Source organism: Microvirga sp. Mcv34 (assembly GCF_024519725.1).
Lineage (GTDB): Bacteria > Pseudomonadota > Alphaproteobacteria > Rhizobiales > Beijerinckiaceae > Microvirga.
In genome coordinates this window covers 1-23303 of record NZ_JALJRK010000011.1, presented here as the reverse complement: position 1 = coordinate 23303, position 23303 = coordinate 1, and the positions used below count along the sequence as shown (strand labels likewise).

The 23303-nt window shown below is 65.1% G+C and carries 20 protein-coding genes and 1 tRNA gene; 8 read left to right on the top strand and 13 right to left on the bottom strand.

Annotated features, from left to right (window positions below; all coding sequences use genetic code 11):
- Positions 1-80: 80 nt before the first annotated feature.
- The 5 genes from OC446_RS08705 to cpdR form a co-directional block, all read right to left on the bottom strand.
- Complete coding sequence (locus OC446_RS08705; RefSeq protein WP_262028643.1) at positions 81-1085, bottom strand: alpha/beta fold hydrolase; 1005 nt, start codon at positions 1083-1085, stop codon at positions 81-83.
- A gap of 15 nt (positions 1086-1100) precedes the next feature.
- Complete coding sequence (locus OC446_RS08700) at positions 1101-1706, bottom strand: tetratricopeptide repeat protein (protein ID WP_262028642.1); 606 nt, start codon at positions 1704-1706, stop codon at positions 1101-1103.
- Positions 1707-1778: 72 nt separating this feature from the next.
- Positions 1779-1904, bottom strand: coding sequence for a type B 50S ribosomal protein L36 (ykgO, locus tag OC446_RS08695; RefSeq protein WP_009763379.1), 126 nt, complete (start codon positions 1902-1904; stop codon positions 1779-1781).
- Between the two features lie 43 nt (positions 1905-1947).
- Positions 1948-2022: transfer RNA gene (locus OC446_RS08690), tRNA-Val, on the bottom strand.
- Positions 2023-2111: 89 nt separating this feature from the next.
- On the bottom strand, positions 2112-2468 hold the full coding sequence (cpdR, locus tag OC446_RS08685) for a cell cycle two-component system response regulator CpdR (RefSeq protein ID WP_036361886.1): 357 nt from the start codon (positions 2466-2468) through the stop codon (positions 2112-2114).
- A 174-nt stretch (positions 2469-2642) separates the two neighbouring features.
- Between cpdR and OC446_RS08680 the strand changes: the two genes are divergently transcribed.
- Entirely contained in the window at positions 2643-3533 is an 891-nt protein-coding gene (locus tag OC446_RS08680; protein ID WP_262028641.1) for an N-formylglutamate amidohydrolase, read from the top strand.
- Positions 3534-3703: 170 nt separating this feature from the next.
- On the opposite strand, the gene OC446_RS08675 is transcribed toward OC446_RS08680, so the two are convergent.
- Positions 3704-4978 carry an MFS transporter gene (locus OC446_RS08675; protein WP_262028640.1) on the bottom strand — a complete coding sequence of 425 codons (1275 nt, stop codon included), beginning with the start codon at positions 4976-4978 and terminating at the stop codon, positions 3704-3706.
- A gap of 257 nt (positions 4979-5235) precedes the next feature.
- On the opposite strand from OC446_RS08675, the gene hisN reads away from it, so the two are divergent.
- A complete protein-coding gene (hisN, locus tag OC446_RS08670) occupies positions 5236-6018 on the top strand; it encodes a histidinol-phosphatase (RefSeq protein WP_262028639.1) in 783 nt (260 codons plus the stop codon).
- Here the strand turns inward: hisN and OC446_RS08665 are convergent.
- Positions 5938-6969: an alpha/beta fold hydrolase gene (locus OC446_RS08665; protein ID WP_262028709.1), complete on the bottom strand. Its 1032-nt coding sequence runs from the start codon at positions 6967-6969 to the stop codon at positions 5938-5940. The two genes, hisN and OC446_RS08665, sit on opposite strands and share 81 nt — an antisense overlap.
- 216 nt (positions 6970-7185) lie before the next feature.
- Between OC446_RS08665 and OC446_RS08660 the strand changes: the two genes are divergently transcribed.
- A complete protein-coding gene (locus OC446_RS08660) occupies positions 7186-7644 on the top strand; it encodes an Hsp20 family protein (RefSeq protein ID WP_262028638.1) in 459 nt (152 codons plus the stop codon).
- 162 nt (positions 7645-7806) lie between these two features.
- Here the strand turns inward: OC446_RS08660 and OC446_RS08655 are convergent, their stop codons facing one another.
- Complete coding sequence (locus tag OC446_RS08655) at positions 7807-8883, bottom strand: threonine aldolase family protein (protein ID WP_262028637.1); 1077 nt, start codon at positions 8881-8883, stop codon at positions 7807-7809.
- Positions 8884-9436: 553 nt separating this feature from the next.
- Here OC446_RS08655 and gltB point away from each other — a divergent pair.
- The 3 genes from gltB to OC446_RS08640 are packed head-to-tail and all read left to right on the top strand — an operon-like array spanning position 9437 to position 16023.
- Positions 9437-14155, top strand: coding sequence for a glutamate synthase large subunit (gene gltB, locus OC446_RS08650; protein ID WP_410055036.1), 4719 nt, complete (start codon positions 9437-9439; stop codon positions 14153-14155).
- 3 nt (positions 14156-14158) lie between these two features.
- Positions 14159-14599 carry a hypothetical protein gene (locus OC446_RS08645; RefSeq protein ID WP_262028636.1) on the top strand — a complete coding sequence of 147 codons (441 nt, stop codon included), beginning with the start codon at positions 14159-14161 and terminating at the stop codon, positions 14597-14599.
- Between the two features lie 2 nt (positions 14600-14601).
- A complete protein-coding gene (locus tag OC446_RS08640; protein ID WP_262028635.1) occupies positions 14602-16023 on the top strand; it encodes a glutamate synthase subunit beta in 1422 nt (473 codons plus the stop codon).
- Positions 16024-16074: 51 nt separating this feature from the next.
- Here OC446_RS08640 and OC446_RS08635 read toward each other — a convergent pair whose 3' ends face one another.
- Together OC446_RS08635 and OC446_RS08630 are read right to left on the bottom strand one after the other, a co-directional pair.
- Positions 16075-17325, bottom strand: a complete 1251-nt coding sequence (locus tag OC446_RS08635; protein WP_262028634.1) for a DUF459 domain-containing protein — start codon at positions 17323-17325, stop codon at positions 16075-16077.
- Between the two features lie 57 nt (positions 17326-17382).
- Entirely contained in the window at positions 17383-18609 is a 1227-nt protein-coding gene (locus tag OC446_RS08630; RefSeq protein WP_262028633.1) for a lytic murein transglycosylase, read from the bottom strand.
- 336 nt (positions 18610-18945) lie between these two features.
- On the opposite strand from OC446_RS08630, the gene galU reads away from it, so the two are divergent.
- Positions 18946-19812: a UTP--glucose-1-phosphate uridylyltransferase GalU gene (gene galU / locus OC446_RS08625; RefSeq protein ID WP_262028632.1), complete on the top strand. Its 867-nt coding sequence runs from the start codon at positions 18946-18948 to the stop codon at positions 19810-19812.
- 61 nt (positions 19813-19873) lie between these two features.
- Entirely contained in the window at positions 19874-20869 is a 996-nt protein-coding gene (locus OC446_RS08620) for an SIS domain-containing protein (protein ID WP_262028631.1), read from the top strand.
- Between the two features lie 140 nt (positions 20870-21009).
- On the opposite strand, the gene OC446_RS08615 is transcribed toward OC446_RS08620, so the two are convergent.
- From OC446_RS08615 to OC446_RS08605, 3 genes are all read right to left on the bottom strand, one after another.
- A complete protein-coding gene (locus OC446_RS08615; protein WP_262028630.1) occupies positions 21010-21528 on the bottom strand; it encodes a calcium-binding protein in 519 nt (172 codons plus the stop codon).
- A gap of 191 nt (positions 21529-21719) precedes the next feature.
- Positions 21720-22169: an NfeD family protein gene (locus OC446_RS08610; RefSeq protein WP_262028629.1), complete on the bottom strand. Its 450-nt coding sequence runs from the start codon at positions 22167-22169 to the stop codon at positions 21720-21722.
- Complete coding sequence (locus tag OC446_RS08605) at positions 22166-23149, bottom strand: SPFH domain-containing protein (protein ID WP_262028628.1); 984 nt, start codon at positions 23147-23149, stop codon at positions 22166-22168. Before OC446_RS08605 ends, OC446_RS08610 begins: the two co-directional genes overlap by 4 nt.
- Positions 23150-23303 lie beyond the last annotated feature (154 nt).

Sequence of the window (23303 nt, the reverse complement as noted above, 5' to 3'; positions counted from 1 at the left end):
TGGATCTACTTCCCTCGCCTTAGGCTCGCCGGGGACGACAATGACGCGCCTGGCTCAAGGCCAGCCGTCACGGGAAGGTCTCACCCGGTCACGCCGCTCCTCCCCTCGATGGGCACGGAATCAGCTGACGAACCCCCCCGTTCGGCCAGAGCCTCGATGGCCGCGAGGACCGTCGCCTGGTCCGCATATTGCGGCATGTGGCCGATGCCGGGCATGAGGATCAGCTCCGCACCCGGCACCGCCCGGGCGAAGGAGAGGCTGTGGAGATCGCTCCAGACGATCTCGTCCCGGTCGCCGGCCACGACCGTCACGGGCATCAGGATCTCCCCATAGCGCGCGCTCTGCCGCAGGACAGCATCGTACATGACGGCGAAATCCTGCATGTTGGCCTCATAGGCATGGGGCCGGAAAGCCAAGGGGATGAAGCCCTCCCTGACGATGCCGGGCGGGGCCGGCTGCGGCCGGAAGGTCTTGCTCTTCATCCAAGGCCGCAGGACGAGCAGAACCGGCACGGCCAGGGTGCGCATCATCAGCCACCCGGCTCGGGAATCGATCAGGCGCCGGTACCAGCCGATATAGCCCCCGGGCCAGGGAGACGTGATCCCGGACAGGACGAAGATCGCGCCGGTGACGTCCGTATGGTCGAGGGCGAAATGGGGCACGATCGTCCCCGACCAGGAATGGCCCACCACCACCGCGTCCCGGACGCCCATCTGCCGCAGCGCGCCAGCGATCAGCGCCGCCTGACGGGCGGGCTCGGCCTCACCCAGGCCCGGTCCTCGCGTGCTCCAGCCATGGCCGGGACGGTCGAAGGCGAGGACCCGGTAGCGCCGCGACAGCGCCCGGCCCAGGCCCAGCATGGATTCGACCAGGTTGGACGATGCCCCGTGCAGGAGCACGATCGTCCCGCGGGCCGCCCCGTCGCGAGGCCCCTCCTCCCGGTAATGCAGCCTCGAACCCTCGACCGTGACGAACCGGCCGGTCGGCGGAAAGCGCCGCTCGATGGACCACGCATAGATATAGGTGAACGCCGCTCCCAGGGTCAGGAGCGAGAGCGGAACGGCGAGAACGAGGAGCAGGGACATCCCTGCAACGTGGATTTAGAGATCCTGCCCGTCAACCTCCGGGCCGAGGCGGTTCACGATGGTCTTCACGTCGGACATCTGCGGGTTGATCGCGAGCACCCGGCGATAGGCCTGGAGCGCGTGCACCTTGTCGTCGGAGGCCATGAGGATGTGGCCAAGCCCGGTCCAGGCATTGAAGTGACGGGGCTCGATCCTGATCGCCCGGTTGAGGTCGGCCATGGCGCCCACCGGATCGTCGAGCTGGTAGAACACCGTCGCCCGCTTGTACCAGGCTTCCGCCCAGTTGGGCTGGAGCACAAGGACCCGGTCGATCAGCTCGATGGCGAGGGGAAAGTCCTTCTTTCCGTAAGCCTCGCCCGCGCGCCTGAGGAGAAGGTCGGCCGTATCGGAGCCGGAGCGGGAGAAGCGCCGCTCGATCAGGGACGAGATGCCCTCCGCCTCGCGCTCGGACTGTGCTTTGCCCAGGCGCTCGAACAGCTCGTCCAGGGTGGACGCGCGGGGGCGCGGCCGGGGCGGCTGGGCCTGTTCCTTGGAATCCTTGGGACGCACGGGCTCCTGCGCGCTCGAGGGGAGCGCGGCGGAGACGAGCACGAGGGTCAGCAGGCACGCGAAAAAACGCATGCCGGGATTTTAGGGTCCCGGCATGCGTGGTCAATTCAGATTATCGTGTGCGGCGATGCCGCACGCGCCGACTTAGCCCTGACGAGCCTTGTAGCGCTTCTGGGTCTTGTTGATGATGTAGACGCGACCCTTGCGACGAACCAGCTGGTTGTCGCGGTGACGGCCGCGGATCGACTTCAACGAGTTACGGATCTTCATATCCGGTCTCCTGCGGCCCTTCGGGAAGGCCGGAAAAAGAAAATGGTGGGCGCGGCTGGGATCGAACCAGCGACCCCTACGATGTCAACGTAGTGCTCTCCCGCTGAGCTACGCGCCCGGGAAACGGTGATTTTTAGGTCCCGCTTCGGCTGTGGGGGCGATATACCCACAAGCGGGCTCTGGCGCAAGCCTGAAGACCAGCCTTTTTTAGGCCGCCATCATTTTATCGACTTCGCTCACCAGATCGCGCAGGTGGAACGGCTTCGACAGGACCTTCGCGTCGCGCGGGGCCTGGGAATCCGGGTTGAGGGCGACGGCCGCGAAGCCGGTGATGAACATCACCTTGATCTCCGGGTCGAGCTCGGTGGCCTTGCGGGCCAGCTCGATGCCGTCCATCTCCGGCATGACGATGTCCGTCAGGAGGAGCTCGAAGGGCTCTTCCCGCAGGCGGTTATAGGCCGAGAGGCCGTTGTCGAACGAGGCGACGTCGTAGCCTGCGTTCTCCAGCGCCTTCACGAGGAAGCGGCGCATGTCGTTATCGTCTTCGGCAAGAAGAATCTTCATCGGTTGCCAGTCCCGAATCGTGGCGGATTTACTCGCTCCTTCATGACGGACGGATGGTAAACAAGCCGTGAAAGTACGACGCAGCGTCAATACGATATTGTCATGGACAGGCGGCGGGGCTGCCTTACACTAGCGCAAACACCTGCTCCTTTTCCAATAAAGCCAAGATTTCTGATGCGGCCCACCATCGTTGATGAGTTCGATCCCCCCTTCACGATCACCGAACCTTCGGCGCAGACGATTCCGTTCGTCTACAACGTGCCGCATGCGGGTGCCGTCTACCCGGCGTCCTTCCTGGCCGCGTCCCGGCTTGATGCCGTCGCCCTGAGGCGCTCCGAGGACGCCTTCGTGGACGAGCTCTTCAGCGCGATGCCGGATCTCGGCGCGCCCCTCATGACCGCGCGCTTCCCCCGGGCCTTCCTCGACCTGAACCGGGAGCCCTACGAACTCGATTCCCGCATGTTCGACGGCCGCCTGCCGCCGTTCACCAATACCCGCTCCATGCGGGTGGCTGGGGGCCTCGGCACCATCCCGCGCATCGTGGCCGACGGACAGGAAATCTATCGCGGGCGTCTCCATGTGGATGAGGCCCTCCACCGGATCGAATGGCTCTACAAGCCCTACCACCGGACCCTGCGCCATCTCGTGCGCCGCACCGCCCAGCATTTCGGGCACGCCATCCTGATCGATTGCCACTCCATGCCCTCCTCCAGCGTCAGTCGCGAGGACGGAGCCAAGGCCGACATCGTGCTCGGTGACCGCTATGGCACGAGCTGCGCCACCCTGCTGATCGACCTTGTGGAAGCGGCCTTGAGAGGACGCGGCTATACGGTGATCCGCAACAAGCCCTATGCGGGCGGCTTCATCACCGAGCATTACGGCGAGCCCGCCCTGGGGCGGCACGCGCTCCAGATCGAGATCAACCGGGCGCTCTACATGGACGAGCGCACCATGCAGAAGAAGCCGGGCTTCGCCGTGCTGACGGACGACCTGACCCAGGCCTTCAGCCAGGTGATCGCGGATATCGAGGGCGAGCTGACGATCCGGTCGATCGCGGCGGAGTAAACCTCGACGCCGCAGACCCTTCGGACAAGAAAAAAGGCCACTGTTGCCAGCGGCCCGAAGTTTAGGGAGGAAACGCCCAAGAAGGGCTACGATACGGCGACGCCATCGCCATATCGCACTGCAATAATTACGCCGCATTGCACAAATTGCAACTAAAATTTCGCTATTGGTTATGCCTTCATTGCATATCTGCTCGGATGCGGATCGATGGCTTTAACATAGAAGGCCAGGCTGAGGAGCAGCCAGCCGGCGAGAGCCGCGAAGACGAGACGATAACCTTCCGGCCGGTAGAGACCCTGGTCGGAGCGGCCCATGAGGTCGATCAGCACCCCCGTCACGCTCTGGGACAGGAAGGCCCCGCCCATCGTCCCGATATTCATGAGCGTGATGCCTCGCCCCGTCAGGCCTGACGGAAACAGCGATTTTCCGTGGCTGGTGAGGATGGGCGTATAGGCGACGCAGAGGCCGAAGAACGGGAACCAGATCGCCACCGACGTGCGGTCGAGAGGCACGAAAACGAGCACGAGAAGCAGGAGAATCGTCGCCGTGCTGCCGATGAGAACGGGCTTCTTGTAGCTGCCCCAGAACCGGTCCATGGCGCCCCAGAGCAGCATGCCGCAGATCTGCGCCGTCGCGCCAAAGAGCAGGATGTTGCCCCTCATGGCGAGATCGGCCCCGTGCACATCCGACAGCCAGGGTCCGCCCCAGAGGCCGATCACCGAGGCGAAGCATCCATAGGTGGTCAGGTGCATGAAGAAGACCGGCCAGAAGGACGGCACCTTCAGGGCCGCGGCCACACCCCGGAAAGCCTCGCTCCAGGTTTCCTTCGGCCGGTCCGAATGAGCATCCCGGGGGACGATCCACAGGATGGCGAGCCAGATGACGACGGTCAGGGCGGCCACCGCGAGGAAGGAGGCGCGCCAGCCGAAGGCGGCGGCGGACGCCGCCAGCGGGGCTGTCGCCGTGAGGGTGCCAATATTGGCGAGCCCCATCTGCAGACTCGTCAGCCCGGCGAAGCGCTGCGGCGGGAAGCGCCGGGCATAGATCACCAGGGGGGCCATGAAGAAGGTGGAGCAGCCGAGCCCCATGAGCGCCCGCGCGGCGATGAGCAGGGGCGCCGAGGGCGCAAGGGCGAAGAGCACAGTGCCCGCGACCGTCAGCACGGCCGTCGCCAGCATGACCCGCTTGGGGCCGTAACGGTCGATGAGGATGCCGATCGGGATCTGGACCGCCGCGAAGGCGAAGAAGAAGGCGCTGGAGAGAAGGCCCGTCTGGGTGGCCGTGAGATGCAGCTCGCGAGCGAGATCGTTGGCGATGACGCCGATGGAGTTGCGCAGGAACTGGCTGACCGCATAGAGCGCGGCGAGCACCCCGATCAGGACGATGGCCGATTCGAAGCGGGTCGTGCCGGTTTTGGGCGCGAACGTCTTGGGCGCAACATTCATGGCAGGCGAAATCCTTCGACGCGAGAGCATCGGATCCGATGCTTGTTTCTTCGGTGAGCCATCGTGAGGGAAACCGGGTCCACTTTTCCGCACGATGCTCCTTCTCTTGGCTGCTGCATCGTTCGGAGCAGAAAACCGGGTCCACTTTTCCGCACGATGCGCTACCGTTCTCTTGCCGCGCGCCGAGTGCTTGATAAAAGCTGATCGCAGGCGGGCCAAGGCCGCCCGCATTGTTCTTTAAGGGGATACGCCAAGTCATGGGGCTCATCGACTTCACGCATTTCGTCAACGAGCTCGCAACCCAATCGGGCCAGGCGATCCTGCCCTTCTTCCGCACCGCCATCGCCACCGAGGACAAGTCCCGCGGCGGGGCTTTCGATCCGGTGACGGAGGCCGACCGGGCGAGCGAGTCGATCATGCGCCACCTCATCAAGCGCAGCTTCCCCACCCACGGCATCGTCGGCGAGGAATTCGGCGCCGAGCGTGAGGATGCGGATTACGTGTGGGTGCTCGATCCCATCGACGGAACAAGGGCCTTCATCGCCGGCCTTCCCACCTGGGGCACCCTGATCGGCCTGACCTACAAGCGCCGGCCGGTCTTCGGCATGATGCACCAGCCCTTCACGGGCGAGCGCTTCTTCGGCGACGGCGGCAGCGCGACCTATCGGGGGCCGGGCGGCGACCGCAAACTGATGGCGCGTCGCTGCGCCTCCCTGAAGGATGCGGTCATCTCCACCACGAGCCCGCGCCTTTTCGCCGGCGAGGAGCTGCGCGCCTATGACCGGGTGGAGAGCGTGGCGCGCCTCGCCCGCTACGGCTGCGATTGTTACGCGTATTGCATGCTGGCCGCCGGGCATATCGACCTCGTGGTCGAATCCGGCCTGAAGCCCTACGACATCGCCGCCCTGGTGCCGATCATCGAGGGCGCAGGTGGCGTCGTGACCACCTGGGATGGCGGCTCAGCCGCCGAGGGCGGGCGCATCGTCGCTGCGGGCGACCGCCGGGTCCACGCCGCCGCCGTCGAGCTGCTCAGCCGATAGGCTCGCCGATCCGACATCCTGCCTTGCTCCGACCTGAGGGTCCGGCGTGCCCGGGATGAAGGCGTCGAAGGCGGCCCAGAACTGCTCGCGGATCGAGTCCCGCTCCATCAGGATCTCGTGCCGGGCGCCCGGGATCACGATGGCGGAGCCGGCCTTGAGCCGGGCAGCGAAGCGCTCGATAGCCGGCGTGGCGCAGACCGGGTCCGCGCCGGCCGCCACGATCAGGGTCGGCACCCGGATCTTCACCGCATAGGCCGGATCGGCGAAGCGCTTCATGAAGCGGAAGGCGCTGTCGAGCCAGGCCACGGTCGGCGCCCCGATGGCCCCCGCTCCGATGGCATGGGCCGCGTTGGCGTTGCGGGCATAGCGGGCGGGGTCGCTCGTCAGGCGGTTGCCGTTGAACGGCAGGGTCGAGATCGACGTCTCGCCGCCGCCGGGCACGAAGGTCGCGCCCATTCCGACGAGCCGCAGGAACCGCGCCAGGAGCGCGGCGGATGCAGTGCGCTTGATGATGCACAGGGCGATCATCGGCGTCGTGGTCACGAGACGGCGGAAGGGCAGCCAGCTCTCGTAGGCCGCGTCGAGCGCGATGGCGCCGCCCATGGAATGGGCCAAGCCGAAATGCGGCTCCGGCATGTGCGGCACCAGGACCTGGTCGCGGATCGCCTCCAGGTCGCGCCGGTAATCGGAAAAGCGCCGGACATGGCCTTTGCGGGGATTGCCGACCTGCCGGCCCGACAATCCCTGCCCGCGCCAGTCGAAGGCGACGACCGCGAAGCCCCTGTCGAGCAGCTCGCCCACCACCTCGAAGTACTTCTCGATGAACTCCGCCCGGCCCTGCAGGATGCAGACCGTCCCCTGTGGCGCCTCGGTTTCAGGCATCCAGGTCGCCGCCCGCAGCGGAATGCCATCGCGGGTCGTGACGCTGACCAGCTTGGGTTCGCCGGGCATGGGATTGTCGGGGGTAGCGATGAATTCCACGGGAGGTTCCAACTCGAAGGCCCAGGCATTTATAGGGCGGATCGAGCTTAGGGAACGCCCCTCTTGAAAGCAAACCGGGCGGCTCCCACATCGAAATCGTGCCGGCCATGACGGCGGTACATCACCCGGATCCAGCCTCTTCTGGTGGATCCCTTCCTGCATGTCGCTTCAAGCGGAGGATATGCCATGCGACAGTACGATCTTGCTCCCCTCTACCGCAACACGGTCGGCTTCGACCGTCTCTTCTCGATGCTCGACCAGCTCGTCAGCGTCGATGCGGCCCCGAGCTACCCGCCCTACAACATCGAGCGCACCGGCGAGAATGCCTATCGCATCTCGATCGCGGTGGCCGGCTTCACCGACCGTGACCTGACCATCGAGGTCAAGGAAAACACCCTCTCCGTGCGCGGCGAGCGCAAGCCCAACGAAGAGCGCAAGGTCGACGTGCTCCATCAGGGCATTGCGGCGCGCAGCTTCGACCGGCGCTTCCAGCTGGCCGACGGCGTCCAGGTGACGGGCGCGGCCCTCGAGAACGGTCTGCTCCATCTCGACCTCGTGCGCGAAACCCCCGAGGCCAAGAAGCCGAAGCTCATCCCGATTTCCTCGAACGGCAGCCAGACCCTCGAAGCCAAGCAGGCTGCCTGACACTTTTCGAGCCCCAAACGAAGAGCGCCCCGGTTCGGCCGGGGCGCTTTTTGTTTTGTCGGATCCTGGTCCTTGGTATCCCGCTGGGGCTGGAGGGGGCCCCGTCGGTCAAGGGTCTCTGGTGAGAACCAATCGCGGGGGAATGCGGCAGGGTTAGGGCAATCACTCGGCCGCCCGACTCCCTACTCCCGAAGAGGCAATCTCCAGCAGCCGGCGCACATCCTCCTCGCGGGTGGCCCAGGAGGCGACGAGGCGGATCAGTGCCTCATGCTCGGCGACGCACTCCGCCTGGAGCAGGCTTAGCTCCGTCCAGGCATGGTAGAGGATGCCGGCATCCTTGAGTGCCCGATCCAGGGCTTTGGGGATGATCGGGAAGACCTCGTTAGCCTGGGTCGGCCAGGCGAGGCGCACGCCGGGTACCTGCAGGAGCCCCTCCGCGAGCAGCGCTGCCATGCGGTTGGCGTGGCGGGCATTGGCGAGCCAGTGGTCGTCGGCGAAATAGCCCTCGAACTGCGCCGCCGCGAGACGGCCCTTCGAGATGACCTGGCCGGCACGCTTGGACCGGTAGTCGAGCGCCTCCGCGAGTTCGGGCTTGAACACCACGATGGCCTCGGCCATGAGGCCGCCGTTCTTGGTGGCGCCGAAAGAGAGGATGTCGACGCCCTGCTTCCAGGTCATCTCGGCCGGGGTGCAGCCGAGGGATACCAGCGCGTTGGCGAAGCGGGCACCGTCCATGTGGAAGGACAGACCATGGGCCCGGCAGACGGCCCCGAGCGCCGCGAGCTCGTCGAGGCCATAGACCATGCCGCCCTCGCTCACCTGCGAGATCGACAGGGCCTTGGGCGGCATCTGCTTGACGGCCTTAGGCAGGCTTTCGAGATAGGCGGCAACGTCCTCGGCCCTCAGCTTGGCGCCCACGCCCGGCAGCCCGGCGAGCTTCGCCCCATGCATGAAGAATTCCGGCGCCCCGCATTCATCGTCGATGATGTGCGCCTCCCGGTGGCAGACGCAGAGGCCGTAGGGCGGCACGGCGGAGGACAGGGCGAGCGCATTGGCGGCGGTTCCCGTCGTGACGAAGAAGACCGAGACCTCGCGCTCGAAGAGGGCGCTGAACCGCTCCCTGACGCGCCGGGAGATCTCGTCGTTGCCATAGGCCGCCATGGCGCCGGCATTGGCTTGGACGACGGCCTGGAGAACGGGAGCGCTGGCTCCCACGATGTTGTCGCTGGCGAAATTCATGTGGCGTTCCGTAGAGCATTGTCCGGAAAAGGGGAATGCCTGCCCGGAGCAACGGACCTATGCTTTCCGCTTGGGGAGCTATGCCCTCCCCAACATGTCAAGGTCATTGACCCATCGGCGGAGACTTTCGTTCCCGAGGGTCGAAAAGTTGCTTTTGTTACACTCGGCAACGTCGGCTTGTAACTTTTGTCTAAAATATTTCCAAACCCTCTTGTGCGCTGCGACGAACTCTGGCACCTTGCCCTCATTAGGACAGTATCGCTGTCCCTTTTGAGGTGCCTGCGCGCCTCACCTTCGCCCTGGGGTTTTCTTGATGCTTCGCCTGACGCGAACGAAACGAGATACCACGAAAGCCGCCCGCAAAACGTGGGCGGGACGGGCGACTCTGGGCTGACGAAGCCCAAAGGATGCCCGCGAGGAGCGGGCTCCCCTGCCGGACCCAACCCTCGAAAACCCGAAGAAGCGGCGGGCATTCCGGACGATCCAATCATCCGGCAGGCCCGAAAGCCGCCTTGAGACAACCTGAAGACCTGTTCGGATGTGAGGATCTGCCATGAGCGACGAGCCGACCAAGAGCCTGGAAGCCCGAGTGCCAAGCCGTACGGCCACGATGGCGGATACGGTCAAAGTGGTGCGCGATCCGGGCCTGCCGGCCGCCCAGGGCCTGTACAACCCCTCCAACGAGCAGGATTCGTGCGGCGTCGGCTTCATCGCCGACATGAAGAACCGCAAATCCCACGCCATCGTCGAGCAGGGCCTGTCCATCCTGCACAACCTCGATCATCGCGGCGCGGTGGGCGCGGACCCGAAGATGGGTGACGGCTGCGGCATCCTCGTCCAGATCCCGCACAAGTTCTTCGCGGCCGAATGCGCCAAGGTCGGCATCTGGCTGCCCGAGGAAGGCCAATACGGCGTCGGTCACCTGTTCATGCCCCGCGACCCGGAGGGCTTCAAGCTCGTCGAGGAGATCGTCACCAAGGCGATCACCGACGAGGGCCTGCAGGTCCTCGGCTGGCGCGACGTGCCGGTCGACTCGAGCGATCTCGGCGAGAGCGTGAAGGTCACCGAGCCCCTGCACCGCCAGATCTTCGTCGGCAAGGGCAAGGGCATGGACGAGCCCGAGACCTTCGAGCGCCGCCTGTTCATCGCCCGCAAGGTCATCTCCAACGCCGTCTACGACATGAAGGACGAGCGCACCGCGGGCTATTACCCGGTCAGCCTGTCCTCGCGCACCATTGTGTACAAGGGCATGGTGCTCGTCACGCAGCTGCGTGACTACTATCCCGACCTGCAGGACGAGCGTTTCGAGAGCGCCATCGCGCTCGTGCACCAGCGCTTCGCCACCAACACCTTCCCGACCTGGCAGCTCGCCCACCCTTACCGCATGGTCGCCCATAACGGCGAGATCAACACCCTGCGCGGCAACGTGAACTGGATGGCGGCGCGCCAGGCCTCGGTCGATTCCGAGCTCTTCGGCAACGACATCTCGAAGCTCTGGCCGATCTCCTATGAGGGCCAGTCGGACACGGCCTGCTTCGACAACGCCCTCGAATTCCTCGTGCGGGGCGGCTATTCGCTGTCGCACGCCATGATGATGCTGATCCCTGAGGCCTGGGCCGGCAATCCGCTCATGAACGACGATCGGCGCGCGTTCTACGAATATCACGCGGCCCTCATGGAGCCGTGGGACGGCCCCGCCGCCGTGTGCTTCACGGACGGCAAGCAGATCGGCGCGACGCTGGACCGCAACGGCCTGCGTCCGGCGCGCTACCTCGTGACCGATGACGGTCTCGTGGTGCTCGCCTCCGAAATGGGCGTTCTGCCGATCCCGGAAGAGAAGATCGTCGAGAAGTGGCGCCTCCAGCCGGGCAAGATGCTCCTCATCGACCTGGAGGAAGGCCGCATCGTCTCGGACGACGAGATCAAGCAGCAGCTCGCACAGGCGAACCCCTACAAGGAATGGCTCAAGCGCACGCAGATCGTGCTGGAAGACCTGAAGCCCGTGCAGGCGCGCGAGTCGCGCACCGACGTGTCGCTCCTCGACCGTCAGCAGGCCTTCGGCTACACGGCGGAGGACCTCAAGCTCCTCATGCAGCCCATGGCCGTTACCGGCCAGGAAGCCGTCGGCTCCATGGGGTCGGACACGCCGATCTCCGCGCTCTCCGACAAGGCGAAGCTGCTCTACACCTATTTCAAGCAGAACTTCGCCCAGGTGACGAACCCGCCGATCGACCCGATCCGCGAGGAGCTCGTCATGAGCCTCGTGTCGTTCATCGGCCCGCGTCCGAACATCCTGGATCTCGAAGGCACCTCGCGCCGCAAGCGCCTTGAGGTGCGCCAGCCGATCCTCACCAACGAGGACCTGGAGAAGATCCGCTGCATCGGCCATTTCGAGGACCGGTTCGATACCAAGACCCTCGACATCACCTATGACGCCGAACTCGGCGCGGCCGCCCTCGACGGCGCCCTCGACCGGCTCTGCGACCGCGCGGAAGCGGCCGTGCACGGCGGCTATAACATCATCATCCTGTCCGACCGCATGGTCGGCCCGGACCGCATCCCGATCCCGGCGCTGCTGGCCACGGCGGCCGTGCACAATTATCTGATCCGGAAAGGTCTTCGCACCTCGGTCGGCCTGGTGGTCGAATCCGGCGAGCCGCGCGAGATCCATCACTTCGCGTGCCTGGCTGGCTACGGCGCGGAAGCGATCAATCCCTACCTCGCCTTCGAGACCATCGCGGCCATGCTTGAGGCCGGCGAGCTGCCGGAAGAGGTGGACGCCGACGAGGCGATCAAGCGCTACATCAAGTCCATCGGCAAGGGCCTGCTCAAGGTCATGTCCAAGATGGGCATCTCCACCTACCAATCCTATTGCGGCGCGCAGATCTTCGATGCGGTCGGCCTCCGTTCCGACTTCGTGTCCCGCGACTTCTTCGGCACGGCGACCACCATCGAAGGCATCGGCATGGACGAGGTGGCGGAGGAGAACGTGCGCCGTCACCGCGACGCCTTCGGCGACGCGCCGATCTACCGCAACGACCTCGATGTGGGCGGCGAATACGCCTATCGTCAGCGTGGCGAGGTCCATGCCTGGAACCCCGACACGGTCGCGACGCTGCAGCACGCGGTGCGCCTCAACGCGCAGGATCGCTACCGCGAATACGCGCGCCTCGTGAACGAGCAGGACAACGAGTTGAAGACCATTCGCGGTCTCTTCCGCATCAGGAAAGCGGACGAGACGGGACGCGCGCCGGTTGACGTGAGCGAAGTGGAGCCGGCCCAGGAGATCGTGAAGCGCTTCTCCACGGGTGCCATGTCCTTCGGGTCGATCTCGAAGGAAGCGCACGAGACGCTGGCGCTCGCCATGAACGCCATCGGCGGCAAGTCCAACACCGGCGAAGGCGGCGAGGAGCCGGAGCGGTTCCGTCCGCTCTCCGACGGGCGCTCCAAGCGCTCCGCTATCAAGCAGGTGGCCTCCGGCCGCTTCGGTGTGACGACGGAATACCTCGTCAATGCCGACATGATGCAGATCAAGGTGGCTCAAGGAGCGAAGCCCGGCGAAGGCGGGCAGCTTCCCGGCCACAAAGTGGACGTGAAGATCGCCCGCGTGCGCCACTCGACTCCGGGCGTCGGCCTGATCTCGCCGCCGCCGCATCACGACATCTACTCCATCGAGGATCTGGCGCAGCTGATCTTCGATCTGAAGAACGTGAACCCCTCGGCAGATGTCTCCGTGAAGCTCGTCGCCGAAGTGGGCGTCGGCACGGTGGCGGCGGGCGTCGCAAAGGCGCGGGCCGACCACATCACGATCTCAGGCTTCGAGGGCGGCACGGGCGCGTCTCCCCTCACCTCGCTCAAGCATGCGGGCTCGCCCTGGGAAATCGGCCTCGCCGAGACCCAGCAGACTCTCGTGCTCAACCGCCTGCGCGGCCGCGTAGCGCTTCAGGCGGATGGCGGCCTCCGCACCGGTCGTGACGTGGTGATCGCGGCGCTTCTCGGCGCCGACGAATTCGGCTTCTCGACCGCGCCGCTGATCGCGGCGGGCTGCATCATGATGCGCAAGTGCCATCTCAACACCTGCCCGGTCGGCGTCGCCACGCAGGACCCGGTGCTGCGCAAGCGCTTCAAGGGCCTGCCTGAGCACGTCATCAACTACTTCTTCTTCGTCGCCGAGGAAGTGCGCGAGCTGATGGCTGAGATGGGCTTCCGTTCGATCGACGAGATGATCGGCCAGTCCGACCTGCTCGACAAGAACGTCGCCATCGACCACTGGAAGGCGAAGGGCCTCGACTTCACGAAGCTCTTCCACAAGCCTGACGTGCCCGCGAGCGTGGCGATCCGTCACCAGGAGCGTCAGGTTCACCCGATCGCCACCGTGCTCGACCGCGAGTTCATCGCGCAGGCCGGTCCCGCGCTGGAGAACGGCGAAGCGGTCACCATCGAATCGCGGGTGCGCAGCTCCGACCGGACGGTGGGCGCGATGCTCTCCGGCGAGGTGGCGAAACGCTACGGCCATGAAGGCCTGCCCGACGACACGATCACCGTGAAGCTGAAGGGCACGGCGGGCCAGAGCTTCGGCGCCTGGCTGGCCGCGGGCGTGACGCTCAACCTCGAAGGCGAAGCCAACGATTATGTCGGCAAGGGCCTGTCGGGCGGCAAGATCATCATCAGCCCATCCACGGCCTCGAAGGCGCGGCCTGAGAACTCCATCGTGGTCGGCAATACGGTGATGTACGGGGCGATTGCCGGCGAAGCGTATTTCCGCGGCGTCGCGGGCGAGCGTTTCGCCGTGCGCAATTCCGGCGCCATCGCGGTGGTGGAAGGAACCGGCGATCACGGCTGCGAATACATGACCGGCGGCCTCGTGGTCGTGCTCGGCCAGACCGGCCGCAACTTCGCGGCTGGCATGTCGGGCGGCATCGCCTATGTGCTCGACGAGGACGGCACGTTCGGCAAGCGCTGCAACCTGTCCATGGTCGATCTCGAACCCGTCGAGGAGGAGGAGGACCTCATGCGCCGCCTCCACCATCACGGCGGCGATCTGGAGACCAAGGGCCGCATCGACATCATGGCCAACATGTCCGGCCCCGATGAAGAGCGCCTGATGCAGCTCATCACCAATCACCACACCTATACGGGCTCGACGCGCGCCAAGGAGATCCTCGACAACTGGACGACCTACCGCACCAAGTTCGTGAAGGTCATGCCGGTCGAGTACCGCCGCGCGCTCCAGGAGATGGATCGTCTTCGGAACCTGCAGGCGGCGGAGTGAGCGATGAACTCCTTTCGCATTCTTGTAGCCGCTGTTGCTGTAATCGTCGCCAGCGATAGTGCTTTGGCCTGTAAGTGCCCCGCCAACTCTCTCGCTAAGGCAAGCGAACTAATAACTGCCAATGACGATGCTCTGAAGGATATCCCACCTGCAAATGCTATCATTATTGGTAGGATAGCTTCGCAAGCACAGAACACAGACAACCGTGCACCTGCCTGGAACATTCAGGTTCTTCAGAATCTGAAAGGCAAGACTGAGCCAACCGTGACCCTAAGGGATAGCAAGGGCGGCGATTGCGGAATCGATCTTCCGGTTTCAAGTATCGCCGTAATCGTTATGAGCCGGGCTCAAAACAATGAATGGAGCACGAACTTATGTGACCTTCCAGAGCAAGACATCAGCTCTGAGCGGCTCATTAAGTTTGTTCAGGAAAAGCAGAGATAATCATGGGCAAGGTCACAGGCTTTCTCGAATACGACCGGCAGGAGCAGAAGTATCAGCTCGCCGGAGAACGCGTGCGCCACTTCCGCGAATTCACGCTGCCGCTCGACGACAACGACCTGAAGAAGCAGGCGGGACGCTGCATGGATTGCGGCATCCCGTTCTGCCACGGGCCGACCGGCTGTCCGGTGCACAACCAGATTCCCGACTGGAACGATCTCGTCTGGCAGAACGACTGGGAGGCGGCGGCGCGCAACCTCCACACCACCAACAACTTCCCTGAATTCACGGGCCGCATCTGTCCTGCGCCCTGCGAGGAGGCGTGCACGCTCAACCTCGAGAACCAGCCGGTCACCATCAAGACCATCGAGCAGGCCATTGCCGACAAGGCCTGGGAGATGGGATTCGTGAAGCCGGAGCCCGCGGGCTTCTCCACGGGCAAGCGCGTCGCCGTGATCGGCTCAGGGCCGGCAGGCATGGCGGCGGCCCAGCAGCTCGCCCGCGCCGGCCACGAGGTGCATGTGTTCGAGCGCCAGGCGAAGCCCGGCGGCCTGCTGCGCTACGGTATCCCTGACTTCAAGATGGAGAAGTACCACATCGACCGTCGCGTGAAGCAGATGGAAGCGGAAGGCGTCGTCTTCCATTGCGGCGTGAACATCGGTGTCGACAAGAGCTTCGCGTCGCTTCACAACGAGTTCGATGCGGTGCTGTTCGCCGGCGGCGCGGAGGATCCGCGCAACCCGAACCTGCCCGGCCAGGAGCTGAAGGGCGTCCATTACGCGATGCCCTATCTCACCCAGTCGAACCAGCGCGTGGGCGGTGAGGCGGTGACGATGGAGCCGATCCTCGCGGCGGGCAAGCACGTGGTCGTCATCGGCGGCGGCGACACGGCCTCCGACTGCGTCGGCACCGCGTTCCGCCAGGGCGCTCTTTCCGTCACCCAGCTCGACATCCGCCCCAAGCCGCCGGAGCGCGAGGACAAGCTGACCGTGTGGCCCTATTGGCCGACCAAGATGCGCACTTCGTCGTCCCAGGCCGAAGGCGCGGAGCGCGAGTTCCAGGCCGCGACCCTCGGCATCGTCGGCAAGAAGGGCCAGGCCACCGGCGTGCAATGCGCCCGCGTGGACGACAAGCGCCAGCCGATCCCCGGCACCGAGTTCATCCTCAAGGCCGACCTCGTCTTCATCGCCATCGGGTTCGCCGGTTCGGTGAAGGAAGGCCTTCTGGAGGAATCGGGTGTCGCCATGGACCGGCGCGGCAACGTGGTGGCGGACGACAGGAGCTACCGGACGTCGGGCGAAAAGGTCTTCGTGGCCGGCGACATGCGCCGGGGCCAGTCGCTCGTGGTCTGGGCCATCCGCGAAGGCCGCCAAGCCGCCCGCTCCATCGACACCTTCCTGATGGGCGAGAGCAACCTGCCGGCCTGATCCATCCACTTCGTAAAACGGAAGCGGCCGCTTTTTTGTGACTGGTTGCCTTCAGTTATTCGGCCACCGGAAATCATCCGCCCGCCCAGGCCGTGAACCCGGGGCGATTCCCACCCGCAGGGCGCGCTGCACCATATAGGCATTGTCCCCGGTGAGCTTCGGCGGGGCCGAGACCAGGGTCCCACCCGGCGTCACGTCCGGACGGGTCAGGGGCAGGACCGGACCGACCAGGGGCTTCGACGGCAGGGTAACCGGTGCGGCTGCATCCGGCGGGGCGGGGATCGCCGCCTCGATCGAGGGCGCGGGCGCTCCATCGGCAGGCGTGATGTCAGCCGGATTGGCAGGAGCTGCCACGGCCGTACCGCCCTTGCCCAGGATCCGCTTGATCTCCGTATCGGCGAAGAAAGCGACCTTGCGGGCGCCCGCGCGGGTGAAGAACACGCCCTCGTTGGTGCGCAGCTTGGCCGGCTCGCCGTCCACGTCGGGTCCCTCGGCTGTGTAACGGTTCTCGTCGTCCACGAAGCCCGGCCAGATGTCCACATAGGTGCCGCCGCCGCGCTGGACGCTGTCCTTGTAGATCTCGTTGATGACGACGAGATCCTCGGACGCCTTGCTGTTCTTCATGGGCGGCAGGCCGATCCATACCAGGGGAATCCCACGCTCCTTGAACGTGTTCACGATTCCGTCGACCCGCTGGCGGTAGAGTTCCTTCCACCGGTCGGACAGGGGCTCGACGGAATTATCGCCGTCCTTGATCGCCTGCCGGTCGCCGGTCCCCAGCATCACCACGGCCACACTCGTTTTCTGGCCCTCGTCGAGGGTCGACTTGATGAAGTTGGGCCAATCAGCCGGGTCGGCGCGCACCAGGCCCGCATCCCGGACCTTCGGCACCACCGCCACGTCCTGGTTGTCGGCGAGATGCGCCTCAAGCCCCTGGCGGGCATAGCCGGCTAGGGCATCGCCGAACACCACCACGAAGGTGCTCGGATCGACCTTCGGCTTCTCCTGCTTGGCCACGGCCGCCGCGGGCGGAGCGGCCTTGCGGGGGCGCGCCACGGGTGTGCGGGCCGGCGGCGGCGGCTCGTCCGGCACTCCGAAGAAGCGCCGGAGGCTGAAGCCTTGCTGCTGTTGCGGCTGGGCGGGCTGGACGAGCTTTCCGGGATAGTAGCCGGGCGGATAAGCCCTGAGATCGCGCTGGGCCTGCGGCTGGTAATAGCCGGACTGGGCCAGGGCCGCACTGCTCGCGCCGACGGCAAGCAGCAGGGTCAGGGTCAGAGGGCGAAGAATCGGCGCTATCGACATCGGCGGCTCCACTTCTGTCCGGACCAGCCTTGAGTATAGAGCCTTGCGGGAGCTCCGTCAGCGGGTCGTGCGCAGTTCGCGCAGGACCGCATAATCGGCATATCCATCCGGGATCAAGCCACGGCGCAGCTGGAAGTTCCGCACGGCTTCCCGGGTCTTGGATCCGAGCTTGCCGTCCATATCGCCTTCATAGAGTCCGAGGCGGGCGAGACGCTCCTGCAGTTCCTGGCTGTGATCCTTGCTCAGCATGGGCTGGTCCTTGGGCCAGGCACCCTGGATCGGCAGGCCGCCCAGGAGACGGTCGCCGAGATGGGCGACGCCCATGGCGTAGGCATCGGAGGAGTTGTAGGCCTTGATCACATCGTAGTTGCGGGTCACCAGGAAGGCCGGCCCATTGGCTCCGCCCGGCAGGAACAGGGTGGCCTCGCCGGCGCGGGGCATCGCCTTTCCGTCCGCACGCCGCACACCTACCGTCTGCCAGCCGGCGAAGTCCTGCCTGAGATGCCGGTAGTCGAAGCCGCGCGGCAGCGCCACCTCGAAGCCCCAGGGCAGGCCCGGGTCCCAGCCGTGCTGGCGCAGGTAATTGGCGGTGGACGCCAGGGCGTCGGGGACGGAGGACCAGATGTCCCGGATCCCGTCCCGGTTGCCGTCGACGGCGTATTTCATGAAGCTCGAGGGCATGAACTGGGTCTGGCCCATGGCCCCGGCCCAGGATCCCAGCATCTTCGAGCGGTCGATATGCTCGCCCTCCAGGATCTCGAGCGCGGTGAGCAGCTCCTCGCGGAAGAACTCGCCCCGATACCCCGTATAGGCCAGGGTCGCCAGCGCCCGGACCGTGTAGATCGATCCGGTGAAGCTGCCGAAATTGGTCTCCATGCCCCAGACGCCCAGCACCACGGAGCGCGGGACCCCATAGGTCCGCTCGACGGCGGCGAGTGTCTTCGACCATTCGGCGGCCATCTCCTGGCCGCGCTTCAGGCGCTGAGCCGAGATGGCTCCGTTGATGTAGTCCCAGATCGGGCGGACGAATTCGGACTGCTTTTTCGTAAGCGCGATGATCTTGGCGTCGGGCTCGACACCCCGGAACGCCTCCTCGAAGGTCGCGCGCGACACCCCCCGCGCCTTGGCGGCGGGCCACAGGCTCTGCACGAAGCGTTGGAACCCGGCTGGAGATGTCTCCTGCGCCTGCACGGGCGAAACGCCGCCGCCTGCGCCTGCGGCGAGGCTCAGACCGAGAAGGAATGCGCCGGACAGGCGGCGCACGGCGGAAAGCGGCTGGCGCATGGGAGTCGCTCACGGAAACGGGACAGATCTGCCCCGCCATGCGACACTAAGCAGGTTAACAGCCGGTTGATAGCTCCCCGAGCCGGGAGTGCGTCCTTATGTACCCTCGCCCTGATCGTCCGGCCGATCCACCTCCGCAAAACCGTCATGATTGGCAGCTTAACCATAAGGCTTCAGCTCCAATTCAGGTCGGGAGCCGCAATGAGGTCCATAAGGATGGAACATAGGAGCCGCTACCGCGTTAAGAGGCGCCGAAGCTTAACAGTTATCGGTTCCCTTTTCCCTGTCCTGACTTAGATTACCCTTCCCTCTTGATGCTCAATCATGGCTCATTCAATGAAGCGAATTCGCAAAGCAGTTCTTCCCGTCGCCGGTCTCGGCACCCGGTTCCTGCCTGCCACCAAGGCCGTGCCCAAGGAAATGCTCTGCGTCGTCGACCGCCCGGTCGTTCAGCATGTGGTGGATGAGGCGCGCGCCGCCGGCATCGAGCATTTCATCTTCGTCACCGGCCGTAACAAGGCCGTGATCGAGGACCATTTCGACATCGCCTACGAGCTGAACCGCACCCTTGAGGGCCGCAACAAGACCAAGGAGCTGGAAATCCTCGCCAAGGACCAGCCCCAGGCCGGCCAGACGAGCTTCACCCGCCAGCAGGAGCCGCTCGGGCTCGGCCACGCGGTCTGGTGCGCCCGCGAGCTCGTGGGCGACGAGCCCTTCGCCGTGATCCTGCCCGACATGCTCAGCCGCGGCTCGATGGAGCAGATGATCGCCGCCTACGACAAGCACGGCGGCAACATCATCGCCGTCGAGGAGGTGCCGGAGGACCAGACCCATCAATACGGCATCGTGTCGGTCGGCCAGGAATTCGGCCAGACCTTCGAAATCACCGGCATGGTGGAGAAGCCCCCGAAGGGCACGGCGCCCTCGAACTACATCATCTCCGGCCGCTATATCCTGCAGCCCGAGATCTTCGACCTGCTCTCCACCCAGGAGCGCGGCGCCGGCAATGAGATCCAGCTCACCGATTCCATGATCCGCCTGATGAAGCAGCAGCAATTCTTCGGCATGAAGTACGAGGGCAAGACCTACGATACGGGCTCCAAGATCGGCTTCCTCATGGCCAATGTGGCCTATGCGCTCGAGCGCGAGGAGCTTTCCGCCGATTTCCGCCGGGAACTCGAAGCCCTGCTGCGGCAGAAGTAACCGGGCGCGAGGGCTCCGCGAAGGGTTCCGCATGGCCGCTCCTCTGTGCTAGAGGGCGGCCATGACGCTTGCAAAGCCAGCTTCCCTCTCGCCCGATCCCGCCATCGCGTCGGCCCTGCGCACGCTCGAAACCGAGCGGGACGGCCTGACGATCCTGATGGACGCCATCGGCAACGGCCTTGGCCCGCATTTCACGGCTGCGGTCGAAACCCTGGCCGCGGCCAAGGGCCGGGTCATCGTCACCGGCATGGGCAAGTCCGGCCATGTGGGCCGCAAAATCACCGCCACCTTCGCGTCGACCGGCACCCCGGCCCATTACGTCCATCCGGCGGAGGCGAGCCACGGTGATCTGGGCATGATCCAGACGGACGACGTGATCATCGCCCTGTCCTGGTCGGGCGAGACCGCGGAACTCGCCGACATCATCGGCTATTCCCGGCGCTTCCGGGTGCCGCTGATCGCCCTGACGTCGAATGCGGAATCGACCCTCGGCCGCGCCGCCGACATCTGCCTGACCCTGCCGAAAGCCAAGGAAGCCTGCCCCAACGGGCTGGCGCCGACCACCTCGACCACGATCCAGCTCGCCCTGGGCGACGCCTTGGCGGTCGCCCTCCTGGAAAGGCGCGGCTTCACGGCGGAGCATTTCAAGGTCTTCCATCCGGGCGGCAAGCTCGGCGCGCGCCTCAAGCTCGTGCGCGACATCATGCACAAGGACGAGCGTCTGCCCGTGGTCGGTGTCGAGGCCCGCATGGACGAAGCCATCGCCGAGATCGGCCGCAAGGGTTTTGGGGCCGTGATCGTGGTGAACGGCGACGGCACGCTCGCGGGCATCGTCACCGACGGAGACCTGCGCCGTAATCTCAAACCCGATCTCATGACCCTGCCGGTCACGGCCATCATGACCCGGACGCCCCGAACCATCGCGCCCGACGCCCTCCTGGCGACGGCGCTGGAGATGGAGGAGGCCTCCCGGATCACCGCCCTGATCGTGATCGAGAACAGCCGCCCCATCGGACTTGTGCATTACCTCGACCTGCTGCGGGCCGGAGCGGCTTAGAGCCGTTTTCGTGTGCCGGGATCGGTTCTCTTCGCCGCTGCGCCGCGTCTTGAACAGCGAACGGGATTCACGTCGCCGTATCCGGCTCCAGGCCCGAACATTATGGGAAGGGTCAGGAGCCAGCCCTTTCCCGGCATGTGTCAGACGATCACGAAATCGCTGAGAACAAGTTTCGCCTTGTTGCTCAACGTGGCGATCAGGATCTGCGCCTCGGGACCCGTACCATCGGGATCGTAGTACAGATTCCCGGTCGCCTTATGATAGATGATGCGATCTTCCGCATCTGCGGCCTGCGTCCCGAAGTGAAGAGCATCGCTGGCCAGCTTTCCCTTGCCGCCAATACCGGTGAAGAACATCTGCTTGAACTTGAGCGTGTCGTCCTTCGAGTTGAAGTCCCGAATGATATTCCTGTTTTCTGCAACAGGCGCGGCTGCGAAGACGAAGCTGTCCTTGCCATCCCCTCCAGTCAGGGTGTTGACGCCGGCACCACCGATCAAGGTATCGTTGCCCGCCCCGCCCCAGAGAGTGTCGTTTCCATCACCGCCATCGATGTATTCGGGCCGTTTGCCCCCGCGAACGGTGTCGTTCCCCCCGAGCATATGGATTTTGCCGGAGATGTAGCCCTTCCTTGTATCGAGGTAGTTGTCACCGTCGCCCATGGTCAATCCACCAGAGATCGTACCTTGGTTAGTGAAGCGCGGACTATTTATGATAAGGCTCATAGTTCTTTATCCCATTGAGGTCGTGGATGTTTTTCCTCTGCGTCACAAACCAGCGACGACCACATCTCATTAAATGTTATATAGTTTACCAATGTACCCGCAAGCTTTTCTTCCTACGCTAGCCGGGCTCAAGGATCATCGACCACGAGCGTCGATCCCTCGATCCGGACCACGCGCACCTTGGCACCCGCGAAGCGGTCGGCGCCGGTCACCCGCCAGGAACTGTCGTCGACCCGGATGCGCCCCTCCCCGTCCTTGATCGGCGTTTCGAGGGTGAAGACCCGTCCGACCAGGGCTTGACCACGCTGGTTGAGCGGCGCCGCCTCCGCTTCGGGCTGCTTCTTCGAGCGGGTGACGTAGCGACCCAGGATCACCGTCCCGACCGACAGGAGCGCGAAGAGGAGCCCTGCGGCCTGCCAGGACAGGCCGAGGAGAGCATCGAGCATTCCGGTCGCGATGGCCGCGAGGCCGAGCCAGAGGAAGAACGAACCCGGCGCGAGAAGCTCGATGCCGATCAGGACGACGCCGAGGATGATCCAGGCCCATGCGCCCAGCCCGATGAACGCGTCGGCGATCATGGGCGTTCGGCTCCGCCAGAAACCGTGGGAACGCTGCGGGCGGGCCTGGCGCTCGCCCCACCCTCGCCGAACACGGATCGGGTCAGTTCCGCGATGCCGCCCAGGGTCCCGGCCAGTCCGGCCGCCTCGATGGGGACGATCACCACCTTCTGGTTCGGCGCCGAGGCGAGCGCCCGGATCGCATCGATGTATTTCTCCGCCACGATGAAGTTGGCGGCCGCGAGGTCACCCCGCGCGATGGCATCGCTGACCATGCCGGTCGCCTTGGCTTCGGCTTCCGCCTGCCGTTCGCGGCCCTCCGCGTCCCGGAACGCCGCTTCCTTGCGGCCTTCGGCTGCAAGGATCTGCGACTGTTTCTGGCCTTCGGCACGCAGGATCTCGGACTGGCGCATTCCTTCCGCTTCGAGAATGGCGGCGCGCTTCTCGCGCTCGGCCTTCATCTGCCGCGCCATGGCGCCGGCGAGATCCTGCGGCGGGACGATGTCCTTGATCTCGACGCGGGTGACCTTGGCGCCCCAAGGCGAGGCCGCCGCATCGACGACGCGCAGGAGCTTCTCGTTGATCTCATCGCGATGGGAGAGGAGCTGGTCGAGATCCATGGAGCCCACGACCGTGCGGATATTGGTCATGGTCAGGACCAGCAGGGCCTGATGCAGGTTGGATACCTCATAGGAGGCGCGGGACGCATCGAGCACCTGGAAGAAGGCCACCGCATCGATGGTGACCCCCGCATTGTCCCGGGTGAAGGCTTCCTGGCTCGGAACGTCGAGCACCTGCTCCATGACGTTCACCTTTTTCCCGATCTGATCGATATAGGGCACGATCAGGCCGAGACCCGGCGTGAGCGTGCGGGAATAGCGCCCGAACCGCTCGACCGTATAGGCATAACCCTGCGGAACCGTCCGGATGCCCATGGCGATCGTCACCACGACGACGAGCACCAGAACGACGACGAAGATATCGAAACCACTCAGCGGCATGAGCCCCCCGGCAATCCTGTTGCAGAGGGCTCACGCTAGCGCAAAGAGGGTTCGAGTCCTAGTACGGCCGTGTAGCCGATCGCCAACACCTAAGTCCTCATCCTTGTAACTTGAGTGGCGCCTTGTCTGGTAAAGATGAGGTTGCGGTGGCGGG